Raw genomic sequence first — 1,319 nt, forward strand, 5'->3', positions numbered from 1 at the left:
GAGGGTGTCCGATTGTTTGTGTGTGGGGGTTTGGTTTACAAGTAGTCGGCGAATCGGTCGGGGTAAGCCACGGCTAGTTGGTTGATGGCTTGTTTCCACCCGGTGGCCTTCGCTCCTTCAATATAGCCATTGCATTCGATGTCGCGCTTCGCTTTCTTCGCCCGCTGGGCAGCGCGTTTGTCTTCGATGTTGCAGATCATCAACCACAGCGTCTTCAACGCCGCGGTGTCGTTGGGGAACTGGCCCCGGTTGCGGGTAGCTTTGCGCAATTCAGCATTGAGCGATTCAATCGCGTTCGTGGTGTAGAGCACCCTGCGGGCTGCTGGCGGGAACTGCAGAAACGGCACGAACCGCTCCCACGCATCACGCCACACTTTCACCGACTGCGGGTACTTCCGTCCCAGCTCACAGGCCTCGAACGCGTCTAGGGCGGCACGAGCGGTGTCCTCGTTGGCGGCCGTGTAGACCTCACGCAGCGCACGGGAGACACCTTTGCGGTCCTGGTAGGACACCCACCTATTCGCTGCCCGTATCAGGTGCACGATGCAGGTCTGCACCATGGAGTTCGGCCAGGTAGCTTCTACGGCTTCGGGTAAGCCTTTGAGCCCGTCGCAGCACACGATGAACACGTCCTGGACGCCACGATTGGCCAGATCAGCGCACACGGAAGCCCAAAAAGCGGCACCTTCGTTATCAGCGATCCACAGTCCCAGGATGTGCTTGATGCCGTCGATGTCCACACCGATCGCCATGTAGCAGGCCTTATTGACCACACGGTGGCCATCGCGGATTTTCACGCGTAGCGCGTCGAGGAATATCACCGGGTAGAACTCATCCAACTGGCGGTTTTGCCAGATCAGCACCTCATCCAACACCGCGTCGGTGATCGTGCTGATCGTATCTGGGCTCATGTCCACCCCCAGAGTGGTGGCGAGATGATGCTGGATGTCGCGCACGGTCATCCCGCCCGCGTACAGGGAAATGATCATGTCGTCGAGCTCTGTGAGCCGACGGGAGCCTTTGGGCACCATCTGCGGGGCAAACGTGCCGGCACGATCCCTGGGCATGGTCACATCCACCTCGCCGTAACCAGAATTAACGGTCTTGGTGTACGACCCATTGCGGTAGTTACCGCCACCAGTGCCATCCAGCTGGGCTTTGGCATTGCGGTCGGAGTGCTCGTAGCCCAAATGGGCATCCATCTCCGCCTGCAGACCAGCGTTGATCGAGGCCTGCAACAGGCCTTTGACCAGGTCGCTTGCATCATCAGCAGAGGTCGACAGCTCGCTAATCAGGCTGGCCAGCTCAGGATTTTCCAT

At 59.3% G+C, this 1,319-nt stretch carries 1 protein-coding gene; it reads right to left on the reverse strand.

The window, feature by feature from the left end; all coding sequences use genetic code 11:
• Nucleotides 1–35: 35 nt before the first annotated feature.
• Nucleotides 36–1,319 carry an IS256 family transposase gene (locus tag KBX19_RS11250; protein ID WP_255999055.1) on the reverse strand — a complete coding sequence of 428 codons (1,284 nt, stop codon included), beginning with the start codon at nucleotides 1,317–1,319 and terminating at the stop codon, nucleotides 36–38.

Source organism: Corynebacterium sp. CCUG 71335 (assembly GCF_024454075.1).
Classification (GTDB): Bacteria; Actinomycetota; Actinomycetes; order Mycobacteriales; family Mycobacteriaceae; genus Corynebacterium; species Corynebacterium genitalium.

Bases quoted from the DNA above. Each gene is read 5' to 3' on its own strand.
- KBX19_RS11250 (WP_255999055.1), bottom strand. From the start codon at position 1,319: ATGGAAAATCCTGAGCTGGCCAGCCTGATTAGCGAGCTGTCGACCTCT.